Source organism: Rhodopila sp. (assembly GCF_965277165.1).
In the GTDB taxonomy this organism is placed as follows: domain Bacteria; phylum Pseudomonadota; class Alphaproteobacteria; order Acetobacterales; family Acetobacteraceae; genus Rhodopila.
On record NZ_CBDICE010000005.1, the window covers coordinates 2,083,155 to 2,100,763 of the forward strand.

17 protein-coding genes are annotated in these 17,609 nt (G+C 64.5%); 10 read left to right on the plus strand and 7 right to left on the minus strand.

The annotated features are described in order from the left end of the window. The first annotated feature begins 45 nt into the window (after positions 1–45). Positions 46–996 carry a hypothetical protein gene (locus ACQY4Y_RS10310; RefSeq protein WP_428490455.1) on the plus strand — a complete coding sequence of 317 codons (951 nt, stop codon included), beginning with the start codon at positions 46–48 and terminating at the stop codon, positions 994–996. Here the strand turns inward: ACQY4Y_RS10310 and ACQY4Y_RS10315 are convergent. Next, positions 918–1,970, minus strand: coding sequence for a sulfotransferase (locus ACQY4Y_RS10315; RefSeq protein WP_428490456.1), 1,053 nt, complete (start codon positions 1,968–1,970; stop codon positions 918–920). The genes ACQY4Y_RS10310 and ACQY4Y_RS10315 overlap by 79 nt on opposite strands. Positions 1,971–2,171: 201 nt before the next feature. On the opposite strand from ACQY4Y_RS10315, the gene ACQY4Y_RS10320 reads away from it, so the two are divergent. After that, a complete protein-coding gene (locus ACQY4Y_RS10320; RefSeq protein WP_428490457.1) occupies positions 2,172–3,665 on the plus strand; it encodes a S10 family peptidase in 1,494 nt (497 codons plus the stop codon). Further along, positions 3,662–4,408, plus strand: coding sequence for an SDR family NAD(P)-dependent oxidoreductase (locus ACQY4Y_RS10325; protein ID WP_428490458.1), 747 nt, complete (start codon positions 3,662–3,664; stop codon positions 4,406–4,408). The genes ACQY4Y_RS10320 and ACQY4Y_RS10325 overlap by 4 nt, the downstream gene beginning before the upstream one ends. Here the strand turns inward: ACQY4Y_RS10325 and ACQY4Y_RS10330 are convergent. Then, entirely contained in the window at positions 4,405–5,391 is a 987-nt protein-coding gene (locus ACQY4Y_RS10330; RefSeq protein WP_428490459.1) for an LLM class flavin-dependent oxidoreductase, read from the minus strand. The genes ACQY4Y_RS10325 and ACQY4Y_RS10330 overlap by 4 nt on opposite strands. Positions 5,392–5,510: 119 nt before the next feature. Here ACQY4Y_RS10330 and ACQY4Y_RS10335 point away from each other — a divergent pair, with 119 nt between their 5' ends. After that, complete coding sequence (locus tag ACQY4Y_RS10335) at positions 5,511–6,293, plus strand: enoyl-CoA hydratase (RefSeq protein ID WP_428490460.1); 783 nt, start codon at positions 5,511–5,513, stop codon at positions 6,291–6,293. Between the two features lie 3 nt (positions 6,294–6,296). Continuing rightward, a complete protein-coding gene (locus ACQY4Y_RS10340) occupies positions 6,297–7,346 on the plus strand; it encodes a TIGR03617 family F420-dependent LLM class oxidoreductase (RefSeq protein WP_428490461.1) in 1,050 nt (349 codons plus the stop codon). 6 nt (positions 7,347–7,352) lie between these two features. Here the strand turns inward: ACQY4Y_RS10340 and ACQY4Y_RS10345 are convergent, their stop codons facing one another. Beyond that, a complete protein-coding gene (locus ACQY4Y_RS10345; RefSeq protein WP_428490462.1) occupies positions 7,353–8,165 on the minus strand; it encodes an amidohydrolase family protein in 813 nt (270 codons plus the stop codon). Between the two features lie 111 nt (positions 8,166–8,276). On the opposite strand from ACQY4Y_RS10345, the gene surE reads away from it, so the two are divergent. Continuing rightward, the gene (gene surE, locus ACQY4Y_RS10350; protein WP_428490463.1) at positions 8,277–9,044 is read left to right on the plus strand and encodes a 5'/3'-nucleotidase SurE; all 768 of its coding nucleotides are present in this window, start codon (positions 8,277–8,279) and stop codon (positions 9,042–9,044) included. On the opposite strand, the gene ACQY4Y_RS10355 is transcribed toward surE, so the two are convergent. The 3 genes from ACQY4Y_RS10355 to ACQY4Y_RS10365 are packed head-to-tail and all read right to left on the minus strand — an operon-like array spanning position 9,036 to position 12,102. After that, entirely contained in the window at positions 9,036–9,797 is a 762-nt protein-coding gene (locus ACQY4Y_RS10355; RefSeq protein ID WP_428490464.1) for an SDR family NAD(P)-dependent oxidoreductase, read from the minus strand. The two genes, surE and ACQY4Y_RS10355, sit on opposite strands and share 9 nt — an antisense overlap. 17 nt (positions 9,798–9,814) lie before the next feature. Further along, positions 9,815–10,852: an LLM class F420-dependent oxidoreductase gene (locus ACQY4Y_RS10360; protein ID WP_428490465.1), complete on the minus strand. Its 1,038-nt coding sequence runs from the start codon at positions 10,850–10,852 to the stop codon at positions 9,815–9,817. A 17-nt stretch (positions 10,853–10,869) separates the two neighbouring features. After that, entirely contained in the window at positions 10,870–12,102 is a 1,233-nt protein-coding gene (locus ACQY4Y_RS10365) for an LLM class flavin-dependent oxidoreductase (protein WP_428490466.1), read from the minus strand. 137 nt (positions 12,103–12,239) lie between these two features. On the opposite strand from ACQY4Y_RS10365, the gene ACQY4Y_RS10370 reads away from it, so the two are divergent. The 3 genes from ACQY4Y_RS10370 to ACQY4Y_RS10380 are packed head-to-tail and all read left to right on the plus strand — an operon-like array spanning position 12,240 to position 15,305. Beyond that, positions 12,240–13,412 (plus strand): beta-propeller fold lactonase family protein, encoded by a 1,173-nt coding sequence (locus tag ACQY4Y_RS10370; RefSeq protein ID WP_428490467.1) that lies wholly within the window; start codon positions 12,240–12,242, stop codon positions 13,410–13,412. 51 nt (positions 13,413–13,463) lie between these two features. Further along, on the plus strand, positions 13,464–14,393 hold the full coding sequence (locus ACQY4Y_RS10375) for a fumarylacetoacetate hydrolase family protein (protein WP_428490468.1): 930 nt from the start codon (positions 13,464–13,466) through the stop codon (positions 14,391–14,393). A 21-nt stretch (positions 14,394–14,414) separates the two neighbouring features. Beyond that, entirely contained in the window at positions 14,415–15,305 is an 891-nt protein-coding gene (locus ACQY4Y_RS10380) for an alpha/beta hydrolase (RefSeq protein ID WP_428490469.1), read from the plus strand. Positions 15,306–15,312: 7 nt separating this feature from the next. Here the strand turns inward: ACQY4Y_RS10380 and ACQY4Y_RS10385 are convergent, their stop codons facing one another. Continuing rightward, complete coding sequence (locus ACQY4Y_RS10385) at positions 15,313–16,476, minus strand: zinc-dependent alcohol dehydrogenase (RefSeq protein ID WP_428490470.1); 1,164 nt, start codon at positions 16,474–16,476, stop codon at positions 15,313–15,315. A gap of 155 nt (positions 16,477–16,631) precedes the next feature. Here ACQY4Y_RS10385 and ACQY4Y_RS10390 point away from each other — a divergent pair, with 155 nt between their 5' ends. After that, complete coding sequence (locus ACQY4Y_RS10390; protein WP_428490471.1) at positions 16,632–17,543, plus strand: SDR family oxidoreductase; 912 nt, start codon at positions 16,632–16,634, stop codon at positions 17,541–17,543. Positions 17,544–17,609: the final 66 nt, after the last annotated feature.

Genomic DNA, 17,609 nt, shown 5'->3' on the forward strand with positions numbered 1-17,609 from the left:
GATGGGAGATGCTTGCGCGACTCGGAATACGGCGGGAGCGAAGCGATGATACAGCATTACGTCGCGCTGACTACATTGACCGATCGGATTTTTCCAGAGGAATTGGCCGCGGTCGCGGCGGCGTTGCAGTGTCAGGTGTTGCGTGACATCGCGCCCGAATGGGGTGTGTCGGCGCTAGTTGCAGCGGCTCGGTTCGAAACCATTCCGGTTGGCTATACCCCGCTGATCGTGCATGACACATTGGAGGCGGACGGCGCCAACGGCTTCCACCGCACGCGTGGCGACGACACGCCATACATGCTGGTGCCGTATGGTCCGAACTGGTCGCTGGCGGCCAGTCACGAGTTGTTGCGCCTGCTGGTCAATCCCAGCGGATCGGCGCGCCGGCCGGGGCCGTCTTGCCTGCCGGGACAGGGCACGGTGGAGTATCTGATCGACGTCTGCGGGGCGTGTCCGGACGTGTCGGCGGCCTATGTCATCGATGGCGTGGTGGTGTCGGATTTTTGCACCCAGGCGTTTTTCGGCCAGGCGGGTCGGCCGTTCAGTTTCACCGGCGCGGCCACGTCGAGGTTGGCGCCGGCAGCAAACGGGGTGGTCAGTTGGCTGGCCGACGATGCGCTGTTGTATCAGACGCGCGCCGATCGTCAGGGCCGGGTGCGGGTGCATGGCGGTTTTTCCACGGCGAACCGGGCGCGCATGCTGTTGCGGGAATTGGTGGACATGCTGATGCCGGAAAGATTGCCTCGGTTGTCGAGTGCGCCGCTTACCAACCGTCTGCTCCAGGCGGTGCAGAATGATCGCCGGGCACGGCTGGCTACTCTGACCCGGTTCCAGGAGGACATTGCCTGGCGGTTCGGGCATGCGTCAGCGGAGGCGACCGATACGATGCCGCGACGGCCGGGCCGGCGGCCTAAATTTTATGCTGCCGGGGACGCCAGGTCCGGCCAAAATTCACCGAGCGAGGACGTGGCGATGACGGCGCGCACGGCGTCCTGATCGGCCTGGGTCATGGTCTGGCGCCAGCGGTCGGCAACGAGGCTGGTCGATCGGAACACGTCGAAGTAGCCGTTCGACCGGTCATTATGGGTGCTGATTCCAAGGAAGTCGCTGGTTTGCGATTGCCAGTCGAGGCCGGCGAAGGCGAACAGGTCGCGCGCGGTGTGTTCGGGCTGGCGGCAGAGGTCCTCGTAGATGACGATTCGTGCGTTGGGCAGATCGCGCAGCGCCTCGACCGCCGGATCGTTGAAGGCGCGCCAAGCCCATGCGTGCCTGGCTGGTGCGGGCAACGCCTGGAAGCTGTCGCGATCGATGCCATGGTGTTCGGCCCAGGCGGCGGCCATCAGGTCGTGCGGGGCGCTGGGGTGGTTTGGTTTGGCGTCGAACTGCCGTTTGGCGAAGCCCGCCATCAGAGAGGCGACCTGACCACAAGGATGGCGCAGGATGAACACACAGCGTGTGTCTGGCATGCCGCGGGCGACGTGGCTGGCGTCCCAGTTGACGATTTTGACGGCGGCGCGAACCGTTCCCCAGCGGGCCGGGGCGACCAGATCGGGAACTCCCGCTCGCTGTGCGATGCGGGCCAGACCGGGCACCCGCTGCGATGCCGCTATGACCGCGGAGATGGTTTCCCGGGTGGCCTCCAGGGCTGTTGGACGCCAGGCCTTCCTAAACGCAGGACGTTTGTCGGCAGCGCGGCGTGCGCGTTGGCGGAGCCACAATCTGATTTGTTCGGCCGGGTCGAGCCCCGGAATTGAGGGCATCACCTCATCGGGTTCGTGTCGGTAGAGGATGGTGGGATGACTATCGAATATTTTGGCCAACCAGGACGTTCCGGAGCGGGCAGCTCCGAGAACGACTATAGCCGATTTGGCGAGACCTAGCCATTGATCACTACCGCTCCGTGTATCACGGAGATTATACTCCCTTGTTAAGGTAAATTCATCTGTTTCGGCGGAAACAGTGCCCGGCATGATTTGCCTATGCTCCAATGAGACGAGTGGGGACTTCCTCGACCATATGGCTTAACTAGCGGGTTGGGCTGAGGGTTTAAGGGTTAAATTCGCGTGTTGGGTCCCGGTACGCGGGCATTTGTAGTTTGTAGTATACTGTAACGGCACCCGTAGTGATTTACGAGGGGTTTTGGTTTGATAACGAGATATGTAATCGCGGTTTTGACCGGCTTGATCGGCTTTTCCGGTTTGGTTTGGGCGCAGCCGGCGGACGGGGCGCCTGAGGCGGACGGCACACGTTTGCCGAAACAGGTGACGACGCATCAGGTGCTTGGGCTGGCCGGAGGTGCGCTGCGGTTCGACGCCACGGCGGGCGGTATCCGGCTGCGTGACGACCGGAACGCGGTGCTGACCGACGTCGCCTTCATCGCCTACCAGGTCGAGGGCGCCGCGGTGGCAACTCGTCCGGTGACATTCGTCTTCAATGGCGGTCCGGGGATGGCGTCGGCGTGGCTGCAGATGGGGGCGGTGGGACCATGGCGCGTGCGGGTGGATCCGGCGACAGATGGCCCTTCTGCATCGCCGGTGCCGGTTGCGAACGCCGACACCTGGCTTGATTTCACCGACCTGGTGTTCATCGATCCACCGGGGACCGGATATTCTCGGATCGTTACGACTGACGGAGCGGCTCGGCGGCGGCTGTTGTCGGTGGGTGGCGATGTCGATGTGCTGGCCCAAGCGATCCGGCGGTGGCTGGATCTGAGCGGCCGCGGACTGTCGCCAATCTATATCCTGGGCGAAAGCTATGGCGGTTTTCGCGGACCGCGGCTGGCGCGCAAGCTGGAATCGGATGAGGGCGTGGGCGTCAGTGGGCTGATTCTTTTGTCGCCCTTGCTCGATGCGCACGTGATGAGCGGCTATGCCGACCCGCTGACCTGGGTGGATCTGCTGCCGTCGGAGGTGGCGGCGACACGGGTTCGGCATGGACCGGTGACGCGGGCCGATCTGTCCGATGTCGAGGCTTACGCGGCCGGCGATTATCTGCGGGACGTGCTGCGCGGTGGCGACGATGCCGCTGCGCTGGATCGGTTAACTGAGCGGGTCAGCGGGCTGACCGGGCTGGATCCCGGGCTGGTCAGGCGCATGGGCGGGCGTATCGACCGGTCGGTGTTCCAGCGGAAACTGACGCCGGGGCGAGTCAGCAGCGCCTATGACGGGTCGATCACCCGCGCGGACCCGGAGCGGCGGGCGCTGGAAAGCGAGTTTCCCGATCCGCTGCTGAGCGGGCTTCAGGCCCCGGTGACCGCGGCGATGGTGGCGATCTATTCGGGCAAGCTGAATTGGCATCCGGATACCGTCTATCACCTGTCGAACGATGCGGTGTTTGCGGCATGGGACTGGGGCCATGGCATGGGGCGGCCGGAGTCGTTGAGTGCGCTGCAGGCGGCACGTTCCGTGGATCCGCATCTGCGGGTGCTGATCGCGCACGGGATGTTCGACCTGATCACGCCGTATTTCACCACGGTGCGGACGCTGCGGTTGCTGGGTCGGATGCCGGGGTCAGCGCCGATCGAATTGCGGGTCTATCCGGGTGGTCACATGTTCTATTTCGACGACGCCTCGCGCGCCGCATTGCACAGTGATGTCCGCGCCGCGTTGCGCGGCGACGCCAAAGCGGTGTTCGATTCGGCCGACGCACACGGAGGATCGCAATGAACATCGACTTTACCGGCCGCAAAGCCATCATTTGTGGTGGTAGCCGCGGCATCGGGCGCGCCATCGCGCTGGGGCTGGCGGCCAGCGGCGCCGACGTGTCGATCTGCGCGCGTGGGGCGGAGACGCTGGAACAGACGCGGGCGGAGATCGCCGCGTATGGCCGCACCGCGCACGCCGCCTCGGTCGATTTGGGCGACGAGGGTTCGGTCAGGTCCTACATCGCCGAGGCGGGCGCCGCGCTGGATGGCATCGACCTGCTGGTGAACAACGCGTCGGCGTTTGGTGCGGCGGATGACGAGGCGGCATGGGTGGCCAGCCTGGCGATCGACATGCTGGCGATCGTGCATGCCACGCAGGCGGCGCTGCCGATGCTGAAACAGTCGAAGGGCAGCGTGGTGAACACGTCGTCAATCTCGGCGTTGCGGGCGGCGGCGCGGCAGCCGCCGTATGGGGCGATCAAGGCGGCGGTGATGCATTACACCAACACACAGGCGGCGATGTATGCGCGGAGCGGGATCCGGGTGAACGGGGTAGCGCCGGGGTCGATCGAGTTTCCCGGCGGGGTTTGGGACCGGCGCAAGACGGAGAACCCTAAGCTTTACGCGGCGGCGCTGGGCTCGATCCCGTTCGGGCGGATGGGGTTGCCGGACGAGGTGGCGAACGTGGTGCTGTTTCTGGCATCGCCGTTGGCGTCGTGGGTGACCGGGCAAACCATCGTGGTCGATGGCGGGCAGTTGCTTTAGCCGGCGGTCAGGTCGGCCAGCAGCGGCAGCGCCTGTTGCGCGAACCAGGTGATCTGATCGGTTTTTTGTTCGTACGGGCCGAGCATGTCGAGGATGACGTGGCGGACTCCGGCGGCGTGGAATTCGCGGATGCGTTCGGCGACCATTTCCGGTGTGCCGAGCGCGCAGTAGCGCTGGGCGGCCTTGCGGAAGTCCATGGCATAACGGACGCTGAGGGTTTCGGTGGCGCGATCCAATGCTGCCTCGTAGGTGTGATCGAGGCGGGTGAACAGCAAGTGGCCGGTGCCGAACGGGATCTGGCCGCGGCCGGCCTGTGTCGCGGCCTGGTCGATCGTTACTAGAGCGGCGCGATACATCTGCGGCGAGACGACGTAGGCCAGATAGCCGTCGCCGAGCCGGCCGGTGCGGCGCAGGGCCGGGTCCTGACGGCCGCCGAACCAGATCGGCGGGCCGCCCGGCTGGCGCGGCGGCGGGTTCATCGGAACGTCCTGGAACGGGCCGTAGAACTTGCCATGGTGGGTGACCGGCGTGCCGGTGAAGAATTTGCGCAGTACCGTTACGCCCTCGGCCAGGCGGGCGCCGCGTTCGTTGTGGGGGATGTCGCAGGCTTCATATTCGCGGGGGAATTCGCCGCCGACGCCGACGCCGAGGATGAGGCGGCCCTCGGTCAGGTGATCCAGGGTGGTGATTTGCTTGGCGACCGGCGTGGGGTGGCGCAACGGCAGCAGCAGCACCGAGGTGCCCAAGGTGAGGCGGCGGCTGACGACGGCGGCCTGGGCAAGTTGCAGCAGCGGATCGAGGATCGCGACCGGGAAGGAGATGTGGTCGCCGGTCCACAGCGAATCGTAGCCGCAGTCATCGACCAGCTTGACCAGGTCGGCCAGTTCGTCGATCCGCGGCAGCCACGGCGCGTCGGCCGGTTCGGTGCGGCGATGGATGGTCTGGATGCCGACGCGCAGGCGGCTGTCGAGGGTCAGGGTCATGCGGCGGTCGCTCCGTTGGGTTGCCGGGCGGAGTGTTGCAGGCGACGGCCTGCCACGCCAAGCTGGGATCTTGTTGTTTCGGCGCGCCGACCCTGCGCGCATCTCGCGGAGAAACGTCCATGCCCGATCTGATCGAGACCGTCGAAGACGGCGTCGCCACGCTGACCTTGAACCGGCCTGAGAACCTGAACGCGCTGTCGGACGAGATCCGGCTTGGGTTGTTGGAGTCGATCGCGCGGCTGGGGGCGGACACCGGGATCGGCTGTATCGTGCTGACCGGGGCGGGGCGAGGGTTCTGCGCCGGCGGTGACGTCAAGACGATGGGCAGCCGCTCGGTTCGGCCGTTCGAGGAGCGGGCGGGGGGGATCCTGCAATCGGGCCGGGTGCCGATGCTGATGCATAATACGGCGAAGCCGATCATCGGCATGATCAACGGCGTGGCGGTCGGTGCGGGACTGGGCATGGCGATGGCGTGCGATGTGCGGGTGGCGGGGCGGTCGGCTCGTTTTGGAACCGGATTTATCAAGATCGGTCTGTCGGGCGACTGGGGCGCCACCTGGACGCTGACCCGGCTGGTCGGCACCGCCAAGGCCAGGGAACTGTTTTTCACCGGCGACATGATCGACGCCGAGGAGGCGTTGCGGATCGGGCTGGTGAACAAGATTGTCGATGACGTCGAGCTGATGACGACGACGATGGCGATGGCACGGCGGATCGCCTCGATGCCGCATGTCGCGCTGGGTTACACCAAGCGGAACCTGGCGGCGGCGGAGACCGGCGATTTCGTCGGCTGCATGGACATCGAGGCGTTCAATCAGGCGCGGTGCTCACAGTTGGAGGACCATCGCGAGGCGGTGGCCGCGTTCAAGGAGAAGCGCCGTCCGGTGTTCACCGGGCGCTGAGAGATGCGGGTGCTGAACACGCTGCCGCAGGCCGATCTGCGGTTGACCGCGGCGTCGGCGATCGGTTCGGAGGCGGCCGGGTATGACGGTCTGCTGACGATGGAGAACAAGCACGATCCGTTCCTGGCGCACGCGATTGCCGCGGTGAACACGAGACGGGTGGAGCTGGGGACGTCGGTGGCAATCGCGTTTCCGCGTAGCCCGATGGTCGTGGCGAATGCGTGCTGGGATTTGCAGAATGCATCGCTGGGGCGGTTCGTGCTGGGGATCGGGCCACAGATACGTCCGCATAACGAAAAGCGGTTCAGCGTGGGGTGGACCGCGCCGGCGCCGCGGCTGCGCGAATACGTGCAGGCGCTGCGGGCGATCTGGACTTCGTGGCAGCAGGGCGAGAAGCTGGATTTTCGCGGCAAGCATTACACCTTCACGCTGATGCCGCCGTATTTCGTGCCGCCGTCCAGCGGACAGCGGATGGTGCCGATCACGTTGGCGGCGGTGGGCGAGCATTCGTTGCGATTGGCCGGGGAAGTGGCCGACGGGGTGCGCCTGCATGGGTTCTGCACCAGGCGCTACATCGAGGAGGCGATCATCCCCAGGGTGCGCGAGGGCATGGCGCGAACCGGGCGGGTGCGGGAGCATTTCGAGATCACCGGCGGCGGTTTCGTTGCCACCGGCAAGGACGCCGAGGCGGTGGCGAAGGCGTTCGAGATCGTGCGCGGGCGGGTGGCGTTCTACGGGTCGACGCCGGGCTATTGGGGCGTGCTGGAACTGCACGGATACGGCGATCTGGGACGCGAGCTGAATGCGATGTCGAAAGCGGGGAAGTGGGACGAGATGGCCGGTCGGGTGTCGGACGATCTGGTGCATCTGTTTGCCGCCGTCGGCACTCACAAGGAGATCGCGACGCGGATCGATGAGCGGTTTGGCGGCCTGAGCGACGCGCTGAATTTGCGAGCGGATTCGTCCGCTGCCGGGGGCGATGTGCCGCCGGGTGTGATCGCGGAGATCAAGCGGATCGCGACGCCGTTCCGGGGCTATCGGACGGCGTGGTAATCGCGGTCATGGTCGTTTCCACTGCAACCAGTCGGTGACGGCCTGTCCCATGACCTTTTCCTGGTCCTTGGGGTTGAGCCAGGGCAGTTCCTCGGTGAAGAACGTTACGCATTGCCTGTAGCTGCATGGCATCCGGGTCAGGTCGGTGCCCCAGAAGAAGCGGTCCGGGCCGAAGGCGTCGAAGATGCGGTGGAGGCCGTCCTGGATGTCGCGGAATGGATAGGCCTGTTGAGAATATCCGGGCGCTCCGGTTGCCTTGATGGCGACGTTGGGCAGCTTGGCCAGCGGCAGCAGCTCATCGAGGGTGGCGAAGGCGTCCTGGCCCTGGGCTGAGCGCACCAGGCCGAGGTGATCGACGATCAGTTTGAGATGCGGATGGCGCTCAGCGATCTGCTTGAATAGCGGCAGGAAGCGCCAGGCCATGGTGGCGATCGGGGTGCCGGCTTTTTCGGCGGCCGGCCATAGCCAGTCCATGGTGCCGTCCTGGTGCCATGTTTCCTGTCCGTCGCGGGTCAGCGACCAGCGCAGGCCGACCATGCCGGGCTGCTGTTTCCAGGTCTCGATCCGTTTGCGCTGCGACGGATCATCGAGCGGGAACCAGCCGAGGCTGCAGAATTTGTCGGGGTATTTGACCGCTGCGTCGATCGCCATTTCGTTTGAGTGCGGGTCCCAGCTTGGCGGATGCAGCACCGCGCCGTCGACGCCGGCGGCATCCATTTCGCCGATCAGTTCCTGGGCGGTGTAGACCGAGGTCTGGCGGTGGTGGCCGCTGGGTTTGCCGCTGCCCCAGATATGCGCCTGGGCGTCGATGATCCGCATGGGCGTTGCTCCCTATCGTTGTGGCGGATGCTGGCCTCTTGCCGGGTGGGATGCAACCGGGCCAAACAGGGACTGCAACAGGGAGTGTGTTCGGTGCTGGATCGGGTACTGTTGACAAACGATGACGGGATCGACGCGCCGGGCATGGCGGTGATGCAGGAGATCGCTGCGCAAATTGCGCGTGAGGTCTGGGTGGTTGCGCCGGAGCACGACCAGAGCGGGCAGTCGCACGCGATCAGCCTGCATCATGCGTTGCGGATCAGCGAGCGCGGCGAGCGGCGCTTCGGGGTGACCGGCACGCCGGGTGACTGCGCCGCGATCGGGCTATGCCATCTGATGAAGGATACGCCGCCACAACTTCTGCTGTCGGGGGTCAATCGCGGGCTCAACCTGGGGATGGAGACGGTGTTTTCCGGAACGGTGGGCGGGGCGATGACGGCGATGATGCTGGGCTGCCCGGCGCTGGCGCTGAGCCAGGCGTTCAGCAACCGCGATGCGGTGCCGTGGGACACCGCGCGGACGCTGGGACCTGACACTATCCGCCGGCTGTGGGCCATGGGGTGGGGCAAAAGCGCTGTGCTGAACATCAACTTTCCACCGGTGCCGGCGGCCGAGGCGGGGCCGATGACATTGGCTAGGCAAGGCGAGGGCGCGGTGGCGGGGATGGATGTGGAGACCAGGGTCGATCCGCGCGGGATGACGTATCACTGGCTGAATTTCAAGCGCGGCAACATCCAGCAGGGACCGGAGAGCGACTATCGGGCTTTGCGGGCGGGCAAGATCGTTGTGACCCCGTTGCGATATGATCGCACCGATGATGAGGCGTATGGCGAACTGGCGGCGCATCTGCCGCGGCTGGTGGATGGCGGATCAGCCTGACTGACCGCCGGTGACGTCGATCGTCAATCCGGTGACGAAATCGGCGTCCGATGATGCCAGGAAGCAGATTACCCTGGCCTGGTCCGACGCTTCGGCAACCCGGCGCAGCGGGGTGGCCTCGAGCTGGGCGGCCTGCGCCTGGGGCGAGCGCTGGTTCCAGTGCGGGCGGATGCGTTCGGTCAGTGTCAGGCTTGGCGCGATGGCGTTGATGTTGACGCCGAACGGGCCGAGTTCGAAGGACAGCTTGCGGGTGAAGGCGATGATGCCGCCCTTGGCGGCGGCATAGGCGCTGCCGCTGGCGACGCTGACGCCGCGACCGGCGATCGAGGCGAGATTGACGATCTTTCCCGATCGCTGCTGTTTCATGACCGGCACGACCGCATGGGTGAACAGGAAGGTGCCGTCGAGGTTGAATTTAATCACTCGTTGCCAGTCGTCCAGCGAGTGTTCCTCGACGTTGGCGGATGGTTTGTCGATGATGGTGCTGCCGCCGACCGCGTTCACCAGGATGTCGATGCGGGAAAATTGCTTGACTGTGTCGGCGACGATGGCATCGACCTGGGGCTGATCCAGCGCGTCGCACAGACGCGGATGGGCACGATCGCCGAGCGCGGCGATGGCGGCATCGAGTCGTTTCGGGTGGTTGTCGACGCAAATGACGGTGGCGCCCTCCCGCACCATGATCTCGGCGGTTGCTCGGCCGATGCCGTTGGCCGCGGCGGTGACAAGGGCGATCTTGTTTTCAAATCGCATGAAGCTGCCTTGGGTTTTCAGTTCAAGCGGGCGGCTTGCGCCATCACTTCGATGGCCTCGGGCTGACGCGAGCGGACGGTGAGGCTGGTGGCGCCGGATGATTCCCAGGCGCGGAAGCGGTCGCGGATGCGCGCGGATGGCCCGACCAGCGATTTCATGTCCACCCATTCATCGGGCACCGCGGCGATGGCTTCTTCCTTGTGGTGGGCGAGGTAGAGTTCCTGGATGCGGTCGGCGGCTTCGGCGAAGCCGCGGCGGATCATCTGGTCCTTGTGGAAGTTCTTGTCCTTGTGACCCATGCCGCCGACATACAGCGCGACCTCGGGCTTCAGCTTGGCCAGGGCTGCCTTGACGTCGTCGGCGATCTCGACATGGATCGAGGCCTGGATCTCGAAATTCTTCAGGCTTTTGCCGTTGCCGGCGCGGCGGAAGCCTTCCTGCAGCCAGGGTCCGTATTCCTCCATGCAGCCGGGGACGAAGCCCATCGGCAGCCAGCCATCGGCGATTTCCGCAGTCAGCTTGACGGTAGATTCGCTGCCGGTGGCGAGGTAGATCGGGATATCGGGGTTCATGTGCAGGATGGATTTCAGCGGTTTGCCGACCCCGGCGGCGCCTTCGCCGGTGTATGGCAGGGTGATTTCGCGCCCGGTATGGGTCAGCGGTTCCTGGCGCCGGAAAATCTTGCGCATGATGGCGACGTAGTCCTTCAGGCGGTAGTACGGGCGTCCCCACGGCTGTCCATACCAACCCTCGACTATCTGCGGTCCAGAAACGCCGAGGCCGGCGATGAAGCGGCCGCCGCCGGCCATCGCATCGATAGTTGCCGCCGACATCGCGGCGTTGGCCGGGGTGCGTGCTGCCAGTTGCATGATGCCGGTTCCGAGGCGGATTTTCTGGGTGACCGCGGCCAGGAATGCCAGCGGGGTCACGGCATCCGATCCATAGGCTTCGGCCGACCAGACCGAGTCGTAGCCGAGTTGCTCGGCGCGCTGGACGAGTGCCACCGGCAGATCCATTTGGGCTTTGGAATATCCTATCGACAGACCCAGCTTCATGGTGCGCTCCCCACTGCTTAACCGGCGGCGGCCAGTCGTTCTTTTTCCGCCATGCGCTGTTTGAGTTGTTCCGGGGTCATCCGGACGATGTCTTCGTTCTGGTGGGCGTAGAGGTCGTATCGATCGGTATCCAGATCCTCCAGCACGATGCGTCCGGACAGCACGTCCTGCTTCCATGCATCCTGGGCGTCCTGTCGGGCGTGAAATTCGGGCATTACCTCGCGGGCGAACAGGTCGAGGCTTTCGCAAATGTCCTGATGGCTGGTCTTGCCGGCCTGGTTGAGCAGGATCACCTGATCGACATGGGCGGCTTCGAATTGGCGGAGGCGTTGGCGGATGGTTTCGGGCGATCCGATCAGGCCGTTGCGCAATGCGGCCTGGGCTTTCTCGGTGTGGCGCCAGTCCTGGTATTCACGCCACAAATCGCCCTTGCCCGGCGCATCGACACCTTTTCGCCCGTAATAGGACAGCGCGAATATGAAGAAGGTCCAGCCGGCAGCCTTTTCCAGCGCTTCCTGATCGGTGGGGGCGCACATGAAGCCGTTGACGATCGCGACGTTCGGGTTTGTCGCGTAGTCGGCCAGGCGGCGCGGCTGATGCAGGAACATGTTGTAGTATTTGTGCACCCAGGCCTTGGCGGCATCGGGGGAGACGAAGCTGAAACCGAGCGCACCCATGCCCCACTGTCCGGCCTCGCCGATGGTGCGGATGTTGGAGCATGCGACCCAAAGCGGCGGGTGGGGTTTCTGATACGGTTTCGGTACAACATTGCGGGCCGGGAAGTCGTGGTACTTACCATGAAATTCCCAGCTGTCCTGGGTGAACATCGGGACGATGGCCTGCACCGCTTCCTCCCAGCGGTCGCGTTTTTCGCGCACGCGGACGCCGAACGGGTGCAGTTCGGCGGGGCCGGCGCCCTCACCCATGCCGAGTTCCACCCGTCCGCCGGAGATCAGGTCGAGCGTTGCCACCCGTTCGGCGACCCGGTGCGGTTGATTGGTGGTGAGTTGGACGATGCCGTGGCCGAGGCGGATACGGTTGGTGCGCTGACTGGCGGCGGCGAGGAACACCTCAGGCGCCGGGGAGTGGGAATATTCTTCCAGGAAGTGATGCTCGACTTCCCACATGTAGTCGTAGCCGAGTTGGTCCGCGAGTTCGACCTGGGACAGCGAATTCTGCAACAGTTGATATTCGCTGTCCGCCGTCCATGGGCGGGGCAACTGGTGTTCGTAGAAAACTCCGAACTTCATTGACGTCTGCCTGTCATATGGGTTGATCGACGCTTGCACTCGACCCGGCGAGCGTCAAGGTTGTGCTGGCACCGGGTTGCACTGGCACCAGCGCGCGTCTAGCGTTCGCGGAACGATAAAGGCGGGGGAGGCGAACAATGAACACGCGCGCGGCGCTGATGCTATCCGGTGGGCTGATCTTCTATCGGTTGATGGCGGCGACGCCCGCGTTTGCCGGTGTCCATGACTTGCTGATCGGGTTGGACCAGAAGGTAACCTACGGGGCGAATGGTCCGGTGACCGGGCCGTCCGGCAAGGATGCGGTGCTGGTGATGGACGTCTCCGATCCCGCCAAGCCGCGAATCAGAGCGTCTTTGCCGCTGATGAATTCGTTGCTGGGGCCGCCGACCAATCTGCAGATCACGCCGGACGGCAAGTTGGGGCTGGTGGCGAGCTCCGTGGTGACGCAACAAGAGGGCAGCGTTTGGAAGACCGCGCCGGACGACAAGCTGTTCGTCATCGACCTGAATGCCACTCCGCCGAAGCTAGCCGATACTGTAACGGTAGGAAAACAGCCATCGGGGCTGGCGATTTCCCGTCAGGGCGACCTGGCGCTGATCGCCAACCGAGCGGGCAAGAGCGTGTCGGTGCTGTCGATCGAGAACGGGGTGGTGAAGTCACTTGGCGATGTGCCGCTGGAGCAAGAGGCCGCGGCGGTGGTGATCACGCCCGACGGCAAACGGGCGTTCGTCTGCCTGAACCTGGTCAACAAGATCGCTGTGCTGAGCATCGACGGCCAGAAGGTGACCTATGACAAGACGATGGACATTCCGTCCGCGATCTTTCCGTACAACATCGACGTCACGCCGGACGGCAAATATGTCATTGCGTCCAATATCGGTGCGATGAAGAACAACGGCGACGCCGAGGTGGTGATCGAGGCCACCGGGGCGCACCCGCACGTCATCGGCATCATGTCGCCCGGTAACTCACCCGAGGGTTTTGCGATTGCCCCCGATGGCAAGACGGCGGCGACGGCGATGGCGATGGGGTCGGGCGCGAAGCAAGGCGACTGGTTCAAGACCAAGGGCGGCGAATTGGCAGTCATGGCGATCGAGCCGAATGGCGGTCTGACGGTTTCCGGCTTCGCGTCGCTTGGGGCCTTGCCCGAGGGCATCGCATACAGCGCTGACAGCCAGTATCTCTACGTCGGTAACTACATCGACGAGGACCTTCAGGTGTTCCGGTTGGCCAGGGGCAAGCCGACCCAGGTGGGGCCGGCGATCAAGCTGCCCGGTCAGCCGGCGTCGATGCGGGGTCCGGCGCGCTAGACTATCCCGGGTGGTGGTTTAGGGTGGCCGGCAAAGTTCGGGAGGACAGTCATGAAGCTGGCATTTTTCGACGAGTTCAAGCTTGGCGTGGTCAAGGGCGACGCGATCCATGACGTGTCCGCGGTGGTGAAGGACATCCCACACGCGGGACCGGGCGATCTGATGAACAGCCTGATCGGAGAGTTCGACCTCTATCGGTCCAAGCTGGAGGCGGCGGCGACCGGGTCCGGCACGAAGCTGGCGAGCGTTCGCATCCGGGCGCCGCTGCCGAAGCCGGGCAATATCGTCTGCATGGCGGTGAACTACATGGAGGACGGGACGCTGGCGAAGCCGGCGCCGATCAACGCGTTTCACAAGGCACCGAGCGCTATCATCGGCCCTGGGGATACGATGGTGCTGCCGGATGTGCCGGCGACCATCTTCGAGGGCGAGGCGGAGATGGCCGTGGTGATCGGCAAGCGCGCTAGCGTGGTGTCGGCCGCCGATGCGATGGATCATGTGTTCGGCTATATCAACTTCATCGACGGGTCGGCGCGCGGCCTGCCGCCGCCCGGCAACGTTTTCTTCCAGATGAAGTCGCGCGATACGTTTGCTCCGATCGGTCCCTACCTGGTGACCAAGGAGGAGATCGAGGACCCGCAGAAGCTGCCGATCAAGTTGTGGGTCAATGGCGATCTGAAACAATCGTTCAACACCGACGACATGGCCCACAACATTGCCCGGTGCATCGAGTGGGTGACGTCGATCCATACGTTGGAGCCGGGCGACATTCTGGCCACCGGCACCAACCATCGTGGCCTGTCCAGTTTCATGGATGGCGACGTGGTGGAACTGGAAACCCAGGGTCTTGGGCGGCTGCGCTTCAACATTCGCGACCAATTGAAGCGTACCTGGTCACGCGAGACTCGGTTGGATCGGCAGAAGAAGAACGAGGAAGGCCCGACGCATCAATTGACCGGAAAACACGCCAAGACGGCCTGAGGGGCCTTGAAAGCAGGAGCCATGGCCGATCCCGAAATCGCCAAAGTGCGTGAGATGCTAGCTGCTCGGCCGCGGGCGACCGAAGTCGCGCAGATGCGCATCGATGCCGATGAACGTTCGAAGGCGTTCGGTCTGCCGGACGATGTGACGGTGCAGGCGGTGAACGCCAACGGTGTCAAGGCTGAATGGACATCAACGCCGGATGCGGATGCGTCGCGCGTGATCCTGTATCTGCACGGCGGCGGCTATGTGATCTGTTCGCTGCAGAGTCATCGGCACCTGATCGCCGAGATCGGGCGCGCGGCCGGCGCGCGAACCCTGGGGATAGATTATCGACTGGCGCCGGAGCATCCGTTTCCCGCCCCGGTGGAAGACAGCCTCGCGGCGTATCGGTTTCTGCTGGACAGCGGGATCAAGCCGAACCGTATCGCCCTTGCCGGCGACAGCGCGGGTGGCGGCCTGGTGGTGGCCGCCATGCTGGCGATCCGCGAGGCCGGCTTGCCGATGCCAGGGTGCGGCTGGTGCATCTCGCCCTGGGTGGACATGCAGGCGCTGGGCGGGTCTTTCGTCGATCGCGCCGAGACCGATCCGACGGTGCAGAAGGCGACTATCGAAATGATGGCGCAATGGTACATCGGCGATGCCGATCCGCGCCATCCGCACGCCTCGCCGATTTACGGCGACCTACAAGGGCTGCCGCCGTTGCTGATCCAGGTTGGGGCGGTGGAGACGCTGCTGGATGACTCGATCGCGCTGGCGCGGCGCGCTGGTGTAGCGGACGTGCCAGTCGAGTTGCAGATCTGGCCGGAGATGATCCACATCTGGCACATTTACTTCCCGATGCTTTCGGCCGGGCGGCGCGCGATTGCCTCGGGTGGGTCGTTCGTGCGGAACGTTATTCGCGAAACCTGATGGCGCGCTACTCGGCGGCGATGCGGGACTGTTGGGAGGCGTTGGCTTTCACCACGACCTTGATGGCGTCGTCGATACGGTCCTTGGCGTAGCGCAGCGCGGTCGGCAGATCGGCCAGCGGGAACGTGTGGGTGTGGATTTTGGTGGCGTCGAAACGCTTCTGCCGCATGAAGGCCTCGGCGCGGTGGGTGGCGCTTTTTCCCTCGCCGCGAATGCCGTAGAGAGTGATGTTGTTGCGCACGATGTTGGCGATGTCGATTGCCGCCGGTTCGTGCGGGAAGGCGGCGAGGCAGATGCGGCCGCCGCGATTCAGCATCTGGGCTGCCTCGTTCACCGCGTTCGGCGCGCCGGAGCACTCGACCACGTAATCGACCCCGCGGCCGCCATTCAGCCGGCGCACCGCGGCAACAGCGTCTTCAGTGCGGGCGTTGATGACGTGGTCGGCGCCGAGTTCGGTGCCCATTTTGAGGCGATTGTCGCGGGTGCCGGTGAGCAGGACCGGGGATGCGCCAAGCGCCTTGGCAACGGCGACGGCCATCAGGCCGATCGGGCCGGGGCCAGTGACGACCACGCTTTCGCCCGCCACCAGGCCGCCGAGTTCGGTCAGGCCATACATCGCGGTGCCGGCGGTGACGACCAGCGTGGCTTCCTCGTCTGACATATCGTCATCGAGATGAATTAGCGTGTTGATGTGGTTGACGGCATATTCGGCAAATCCGCCATCGGTGGTGAAGCCGTTGGCGCGGTGACCTTTGTTTACGTCGCCGTAGTTCAAGCCATAGTTGTGGCAGGAGGTGTACATTCCCTCGCGGCAACGCTTGCACTGGCCGCAGCCGGCGTGGATCTCGACCGTTACCCGGTCACCGATGGCGTATTCGTCGACGCCGGCGCCGAGCGCGGCCACGGTTCCCATGTATTCGTGGCCGGGGGTGAATCGTTTGTTGAACGGCAGGCCGCCCTGGATCATCGCCGGCGGCCCATGATGGATGATTTCCAGGTCGGTCGCACAGATCGCCACTGCGTCGATGCGAACCAGCACCTCGGCGCGGGCCGGCGCGGGGGTTGGCTTTTCGCCGAGGGTCAGTTGGCCGGGATCGCCCAGGACCCAGGCCCGCATCGTGTCGGGAATCGGGAATTCGGCCGCGGTCTTGACGTTTGGATGCTGATACATCGGCGTGTCCTGACGGTGTCTTGGTTGCGCCCACTCACCGCAATCATGACACGCGACGGCGGCGGACGGAAGCGGCACGGCCGACGCCGGGTGTTGCCGTGTGTGGTCGGGCGCGCTATCGCGGGTCTCTTGCTCATAAAAAGAGGAACCGACCGATGGACGTTCGTTTTGATGACCGGGTGGCGATCGTCACCGGCGCCGGTGCCGGGCTGGGCCGTCAACATGCGCTGTTGCTGGCGTCTCGTGGCGCCAAGGTGGTGGTGAACGATCCGGGCGGAGCGGTGGATGGAACCGGCGGAGCCAACGCGGCGGCAGACGCAGTAGTGACCGAGATCAAGGCGGCGGGTGGGGAAGCCGTGGCCAGCTATGCCTCGGTGGCGGATGAAAAGGCGGCGCAAAGCATTATCGATACGGCTATGGGTGCCTGGGGGCGGCTGGATATCCTGGTGAACAACGCCGGCATCCTGCGTGACAAGGCTTTCAATAACATGGCGATTGAGGACTATGAGTTTGTCAATCAGGTGCATCATTTCGGCACCGTTTATTGTATCAAGGCGGCCTGGCCGATCATGCGCAAGCAGTCGTATGGGCGGGTGGTGGTGACCACCTCGGGGTCCGGCACGGTGGGCAATTTTGGCCAGGCCAACTACGGTGCGGCGAAGATGGCGGTGAACGGGCTGATCAATGTGCTGCGGCACGAGGGTGCGAAATACAATATCCGCTGCAACGCGATCTCGCCTTCGGCCTATACACGGATGACCGAATCGCTGCTGCCGCCGGATATCGCGCCGTGGATGAAGCCGGAGCTGGTGTCGCCCGCGGTGGCGTGGCTGTGCAGCGAGGAATGCGACCAGAACGGCGAGATCATAGCCGCCACGGCGGGCGGCTACGCTCGGGTGCAGTATTTTGTCACCGAGGGCAAGCAGTTCGATCCGGCGGAACCGGTGACGATCGAGATGGTGCGCGATTCACTGGGCCAGATCCGCGAGCTTTCCGGTGCGAAGCCGTATTTCGGCATGATGGGCAACGTAGTGGAGAAGCTGCGCGAGATGGGGCGGATCAAGTAGGGCGTCCGCGGCGCGGACATTGACTCTGTCGCTATTTCCAAAGGCTTGGGTTCCTGGGTAAGCTGA